At 46.1% G+C, this 6,818-nt stretch carries 8 protein-coding genes; 1 reads left to right on the top strand and 7 read right to left on the bottom strand.

Going from position 1 to position 6,818, the window contains the following annotated elements:
- Window positions 1-452 (top strand): transposase (locus tag CIK93_RS05000; protein ID WP_144269530.1); only part of this gene is annotated, 452 nt, incomplete at its 5' end.
- A gap of 460 nt (window positions 453-912) precedes the next feature.
- Here CIK93_RS05000 and CIK93_RS05005 read toward each other — a convergent pair.
- The 7 genes from CIK93_RS05005 to CIK93_RS05040 all read right to left on the bottom strand — a co-directional run bounded on the left by CIK93_RS05005 (window position 913) and on the right by CIK93_RS05040 (window position 6,579).
- Window positions 913-1,356, bottom strand: a complete 444-nt coding sequence (locus CIK93_RS05005) for a D-Ala-D-Ala carboxypeptidase family metallohydrolase (RefSeq protein WP_094389581.1) — start codon at window positions 1,354-1,356, stop codon at window positions 913-915.
- Between the two features lie 2 nt (window positions 1,357-1,358).
- Window positions 1,359-1,637, bottom strand: coding sequence for a hypothetical protein (locus CIK93_RS05010; RefSeq protein ID WP_094389580.1), 279 nt, complete (start codon window positions 1,635-1,637; stop codon window positions 1,359-1,361).
- 9 nt (window positions 1,638-1,646) lie between these two features.
- Entirely contained in the window at window positions 1,647-2,003 is a 357-nt protein-coding gene (locus tag CIK93_RS05015; protein WP_094446766.1) for a DUF5675 family protein, read from the bottom strand.
- Window positions 2,000-4,228 carry a hypothetical protein gene (locus CIK93_RS05020; protein ID WP_254046740.1) on the bottom strand — a complete coding sequence of 743 codons (2,229 nt, stop codon included), beginning with the start codon at window positions 4,226-4,228 and terminating at the stop codon, window positions 2,000-2,002. Before CIK93_RS05020 ends, CIK93_RS05015 begins: the two co-directional genes overlap by 4 nt.
- Before the next feature lie 6 nt (window positions 4,229-4,234).
- Entirely contained in the window at window positions 4,235-4,621 is a 387-nt protein-coding gene (locus CIK93_RS05025; protein WP_094446767.1) for a hypothetical protein, read from the bottom strand.
- A gap of 334 nt (window positions 4,622-4,955) precedes the next feature.
- Entirely contained in the window at window positions 4,956-5,453 is a 498-nt protein-coding gene (locus CIK93_RS05035; RefSeq protein WP_094433986.1) for a hypothetical protein, read from the bottom strand.
- Window positions 5,454-5,460: 7 nt separating this feature from the next.
- Window positions 5,461-6,579: a hypothetical protein gene (locus CIK93_RS05040; protein ID WP_094446769.1), complete on the bottom strand. Its 1,119-nt coding sequence runs from the start codon at window positions 6,577-6,579 to the stop codon at window positions 5,461-5,463.
- Window positions 6,580-6,818: the final 239 nt, after the last annotated feature.

The following is a 6,818-nucleotide window of genomic DNA, read 5'->3' on the forward strand; positions in this document are numbered from 1 at the left end:
TTAAGCTCCATCTTGCGTGCAATGACAGAGGCGAGATAATAGCGTTTGTACTTACTGGTGCAAATGTCAGCGACAAGGACCCGAATGTGTTCAAGGTTCTTGCTAAACGTTTGTATGGCAAGCTGTTCGCTGACAAAGGCTATATTTCGCAGAAGCTGTTTGACTTCCTCTTTGAGGATGGAATACTGCTGGTGACAGGGTTGCGCGTAAACATGAAAAACAAGCTGATGCCATTCTATGACAGAATGATGCTGCGCAAGAGATACATTATCGAAACCATTAACGACATGCTGAAGAATACGGCACAGATTGTACATTCACGCCATAGATCTGTAAGCAACTTTATCATGAACCTTATTTCTGCCTTGGGAGCATATTGTTTCTTTGATAACAAGCCAAAGGCATTGCAAGGATACTGCATCGAAGACACGAAGCAACTTACATTGTTCTAAGGACAGAATAATCTCTTTCGATTCTTTATATATAGCCCATGTCTGATGGTATGGGAAGAGAATTCACGTATCTGTCTTCACATGCAACTAATCGCTATTTTATCCCGAATTGGGGTAGTAACTTGCGAGGTCGTTGTCATCCCCAAATATCCGACGTTCCGTTATGACATAGAACTTTCTCTGTGGCATCTTAAAAAAAAACGTTTTCCAAAACTGTAAAACTGTAAAACTGTAAAAACTGCTATTTTCCCAAAATAACTCTAAAAACTTGGAACATATCGTTAATATTCGTATATTTGCAACGTACAATGGTACAAAACAGAAAATAAATTTTTCATATTTTAAAGGATTTTAAAGAGGCCGTATGCGAATACCGCCTCTTTTTCTATTTGTACTATCGCCTTCAACGAAATTTCCGTGTCCTCCGTGTGATCCGTGGATTAAAAATTTCTGTGAGACTTTAGATCTTCGTCAGCCCTTCAATCACCTGTTGGCGGTTGTGGCCATCCTGCCGATAACTCACGTGAATCCAGAAGGTTGTGCTCTTGACGCTCGCACGCTCGAAGATGAGCTGGTCGAACTTCTGATCCATCAACCAACACAGCCACTGACGACCTACTGCAGTGGATGGCAATACGATGTCTGCTGCTTCACCAACGAGGTGCTGACTCTTGCTCACACCGCCCACCGCCTGGTTGAGCGACGGACAACGGTAACCCGAACTGATGATGATGGGACAACCGGCATACTGGCGCAGGGGCTCTAACACATGCCGGCAGAGTTGCTGAAGGTTGCTCACTACCGCCAATGAAGGCGTGTTGTCAATGCCTAATCGCTTCGCCATGTAGGAGTTGGTAAACTCCGACAAGCGGAAATGCTCTGAAAGAATGATGTCTTTTGCCATGATCAGAATACGTTGGTAGAATGAAACTTCACGATGTCCTTGATCACTACGTCTTGGTAGATGCTGTCGTTATACTCTCGCGCGTTGAAACGCAGCGCACAATACACGAGGTCGCCCTTGCTGTATTTTCCCTGGTTGCCCAACAGGGTAGCAGCGAAAGTGTCTTCATACTGACTGCCAATCTCTTGCAGTACGATGATGGACTTGTTGATCTGAGAGCCATCCTGCTTACGGATGGTGGTAGGTTCTGACTGTGAGATTACCTTGAAAAGTTCTTTCATAATGTTTCGTTATTTAATTGTTAATGATAATTTCAATCCTCTTAATTGCGCCTTATAGAGCCGATCGACCAGCTTCTTATTAGCCTCTGACGTCTGACACAACACCCCTCGCAACAGACGCTTACCCACAATAATGTCATTGTTGAGTAAGAACGGCCCATTCCCCATGGTGATGATATTCCCAGTAGAAAGTGTAGGCACAAACCGCTGAAGTTTCCTGTTCATCACCATCTCCAAACAATATTCTCCTGCTGGCAATTTACGCTCAGGATGTTCACACGTATCGCACACTGGATTATTGTTGATATAGAGTACACCGTCCTGCCCATATTTGGAACATTCGGCACGAATGATTGTTATCTTCATTTCTCGTAATTTCTAAATTTTAGCTTTTCAAAAACTGTAAATCTGTAATCTGTAACGCCATTTGTTTTCACATAGCCACGAAACGCCCATTGGTGCAACATATTATAAGTACCTTTTCTATCCAATCCCTGTTGCAGTCGGAGAGCCTCTGCTTCCTGCATAGTAAACTGGTTGGGCAATAGTTGCAGCAGATTTCTCGGCCCTCTGCGGTTGGATTTCTCCCCCTCAGTTTCCGCCTGTTCTATGGCAGAAGCAAAGAAGCGCATCTTACACCAGAGGTCGTACTGTTCTGACCAACGCACGAAATCGACAATCTCCTTTTCCCACTTGCAACCGTTTGCCACGTAGAGTACACACGCTTTGAGATAGGCGATGACGTTGGCACGAAACGACAGATTCTCATACACTCTGCTCTGCGTCATGCGTGCCGTATCGGCATTCTCTTCTTTCAGTTGCTGTGCCAACGCAATAGCTTCCTTACATTCTACGAGACCGTTTGCCCGACACAGATTTTCAATATATGGCTTGAGCTGCTCGTCAAAGTGATCATCGTAAGTTCCATAGACGGGCATTTCTGCACCAATCTCTCGCTCCGGTATCGTACAGAAATTGATGCGCGAGATAGGACCATCGGTCAGCACATTGCGGAAATACTGCTGTCCTTTGACTATCGTCGTCGAAGCGTTCCAGTTGAACCGGACGGTGACACGCTCGGTCACCGACTGCATACCCACACGCGTCTGTCCGTAGGTATTTCCTGGGTCGAATGCCAGACACATGATGCGAAACTGTTGCTTGCCCTGGCCTTTCAACGCATCAAACTGGTCTATTTCGTTGAGCGACGTATAGAGGAAATGCTCCTGTGCCTCGGCGGTACGCATCACGAAAGCAGGATTGGTCATGTCGGCATCAATCTCCTGGATGACAAGGTTTTCGGGGCGCTTCGCCTTGTCCTTGTTGGCACCCTTTCTGCTCGCTTCTTCCTTCCATGCTTTCTCGCGTTCCAGATTCTCTCGGTCACGCTCCCGAATATCCGCCATGATATGCTTGATGGGGTCGCTGACACACGATTTACCGGCACCCGTTCCAGCCATCAGCACACACATCAGCGTGGCTTCATGCTCCACATTATCTATATAGGGGAAGCGTGTGCGCCACAGGTGGGTTGCCAACGGAGGAAATACCGCATGCGCCACGGCAGCCCGATAGATCTCTGGCGTCTGCGAGGTCAGGAGTTCGATGAGTTTGGGCAGCTTCTTCGGCATCTGAGGCGGAGCATCCTCACCCTCTCCGTCACCATCGCAGCGGTTTTCCTGTTGCGCCACCTTCAAGGCTCGCTTCACTATTTCGGGCATCGCCATCGTCTGCTTGCGCTCGCATGCCGAACGGATGGTGGACATCCACCGACCTTGTTCTTCGCCGTAATTGGGCAAAAGGGTTGCTATCCACGATGGGTCGTCGTTGCACAGGTAACGCAGGTTGCACGCCATCGAAAAAATGAACGCATTACGCGACCCGTGTTCAGGGCGTCCGCCCAACTGGTTTTCCAGTGCTTCGACAATCGACGTATAAGGCATGCCCTGATACATGATGGGGTACGTTGTAGGCTGGTCCTTGGTCGCCTCTTGACTTGACGTTTCCTCCGTCATTTCACACTCTGCCACAGGTGCATTTTCTGCCTCAAACGGGGCATTATCAAAGAGTGTATTGTCAAGATAAATCAAATCATCTTTCGTCGCTCCAGTGGCAAAAAACACGCGCGTCACGTCCTTGGCAGCTTGGTCAAACGGTATCTGCAACAGGTCGCTTGCCCACCGCAAGTTTTCCTCCTGCGAGAGTCCTGCCCTACGCGTAAAAATCAGATGGAAACCTTTGTTGACCGACCGCTCCAACAGCATCAGTCCGAGTTCCTCTTTCTTGTCAAGGATCATCTGTGGCGCTTCTTTCAAGCGCTTCTCATAGTCCTTCGCCTCTGGGTTAAAATCCACATCCATGCCCACGGTTTTCCCCACGATGTCGTAGCCTTTCAATGCAAAGGGTTCTGATCCTGCCAATGAATAGTTAAACTGCATCAGGCGCAACTTCGCCTTTTTGTTGCCGTTGCGGGCTTTCGTCAGACAGGCAGTCTGTTCGCCCGATTCCCTGAGCTTCATATACTGCTCTCTCGAAGTGATGGGGTAGCCGATTTTTCGGCCACTCTCCATCTTGATTACAAAACAACTCATTGTCTCTTAGTGTTTTAGTTGATAGTTAATAAGTGCCTTGACAGCTTCGGCTGCCTCTCTTTTGATGGTGTTGGCGATATTGATCGACTCATGACAATACACCTTCAGCGTCAGTTGGATGCCATCGTCCTTGGTCTTAGAAACGCGCCCATGCGCCAGTTTCTTGATCAGCACAGACTGCGATCTCCGCCATGGCTTAGCCACGAAGTCAAACGTCCCGTCGGTCATCTGTTGCGCCACCCCGTTGGTGCGGTAGCGCTGCACGCTGTGGGGAATGGGGTCGTCTGGGGTGAAGAAGAAGGATCTGCGCTCGTCGTAATGCGCTACGCCTTCGAGTTGGATGTGGTCACAGTTGTTAAACTGGTTGTTAATGATTTTTTCTTCTGTTTTCATCTTAGTTGATTTTTGCGAGCGGAAACAAATTGGATTCTTGTGCACTTTACCCTGGGAATATCCTCCGCAATGTTCAACTCAGATTAATAAATGTGTTTTAGTTAGAACCGATTCTCACGTTAAACGAGAACGTCCAGTTGATGATTGTAAAGTTGAAATATACGCTCATTGTTTTCTTCTGCGAAGGGGAAAAGAAAACCGGCACCGCGCCAAGGCTTCTGTCCTTCGACTGGTGCAAAATTAGGACTAAAAAAAATCCCAACCGAGCATTTCACTCGATTGGGAATGGTTTTGGGAAAAAGGGAATTGTTTTGGGAATAGGCGAATATACTACTCACTCCTCATAGCCTAAATTCTTCAATAAAAACTGCGCTACAAGATATTGTTTCATATACTTTTCTCCTTTGTCTTTATGCAGCCACCACTGACCTACTTTTACAGCCAAAGCCGAAAGGTCGGTATTTGCCTTTCTGATAGAACTGTAAACACACAAGGGTTTCTTTATATCGAGTTTCTTTTCTTTTATGAGTTTCACGAAGTCTGACATCTTGGTTGGATAGTTACAATATTCTGACAGTACACGATAAACTGCATACCATTGGGTCTGATCAGAAAATAGCGGTTCGGTTCGTCCGTCTGTCTCGACAAACTCTTCGTAAAGGGCTTCCAGTGCCGCTTCTATGTCTATTTCTTGTTGGCTCGCATTTTGAGGTTCCACGGCAGGACCGTTATAAAAGTTTGCACCACTTTGTACGGTTATTTCCTGATGTTCGATATAGGTCACTTTATCGCTGAAATGGAAGTGGCGTTCACACTTTTTATCGTTCTCCATAAAATAATTATTGTTGTTTGATTGTTTGGTTTTCAATATAGGTGTTCGTGTTCACATGATAGTCGATGTGCGGTCTCGTTGCCTGTTGCAATGATTGCAACTCGTTATAGACTTGTGGAGACGTGTGTTGCAGTTCAAAGTCGCTGACACATTTGGTGATGACGGCAGTAGCCATTTCGCTATGCTGCTCCTTAGTCCAGTTTGCCAACCATTGTTGGGGAATACTCCTTTCAAGAGGTTTCTTTTCGTTCTTCATCATGTGGACTTTCATAGCCAGCAAAGACATAATGGCACGGATTTTCTTACGGGGATAGTGCATGTACCACAACTTTCCCATAGCACTCTCGCCATCCCGTAAAAACATCATGACGAAACCCGACGGAAGCGACGCTACGGCATCTTCGGCTCTGTCGCCATAGTAGCACAGCAGCTGCAACATATCATTTGATTCGGCATTGGCAAAAATTTTCTGACATTGTAAGCGACGCACCTCCGGACTGCCCATGTGGTCTAATGCCTGCTGCAACCTGTCTTTACCTGCTTTGTACTGTGGATGATTGGGAGCGTTGGTCATCATCTCAATGATTCTGATGATTTGTTGGGTGGTTTCACAACTGATGGCACACCATAGATTTTCTTCAACAGCCGACAGCCATTCTTCCATTTCGCTGTTCCACGGTTCACCGGCTTCGATCACCATTTCCAGACAGTTGAGCATGGTGTGAACCTGTACTTCCTGTGGACTGAGAGGCAATATTTTATCATCGTAATCCCAATTGGCAAATGGGCATACCGAGGGCAGACAAACAGTCTGCGGTTCAACATCTGTGACAATCTCCATCCACAGTACCCTGTGATCGCGATCCACCTCCACAATCTTGCCAAACATCGCTCCTCTTCCTGAACTAAGAATCAGCGAACAAGCCTTTTCTCTGTCTGTTCCGCTGCGCACATAGCCCACAAAGCAACGCCCCCAATACACGATGACAGCATCCATTTCTCCAGGGTTGTCGTGTTCTATACTGATAGACATACGCTTCCCCATAGCCTTGTCGTAGAGTTCATCGAGTCTGTTGGCAAAGTCATGGTGACGTAGTCCGGTAATCGCGAATCTGTATGTGGTCATGATCAGGATTTTGTGGGCTTTTTAATTTTAGTGACAAAAGTAGTAAATAATTTCGTAAAAACAAAAAGAAAAGATAAGAATAACGAATTTTATATTTTCTTTTATCGGTTTCTTTTTGTCGTATTTTTAGCAAAATACATTACAATAGAAAATTTTTAGTTTTTACAGTTTTACAGTTTTACAGTTTCGAAAAAGCTAAAAATTCTACTAATTAAGAGATTTTGACAATTACCAAATTA

Origin of the sequence: Prevotella sp. P3-92 (genome assembly GCF_002251205.1) — a bacterium.
In the GTDB taxonomy this organism is placed as follows: domain Bacteria; phylum Bacteroidota; class Bacteroidia; order Bacteroidales; family Bacteroidaceae; genus Prevotella.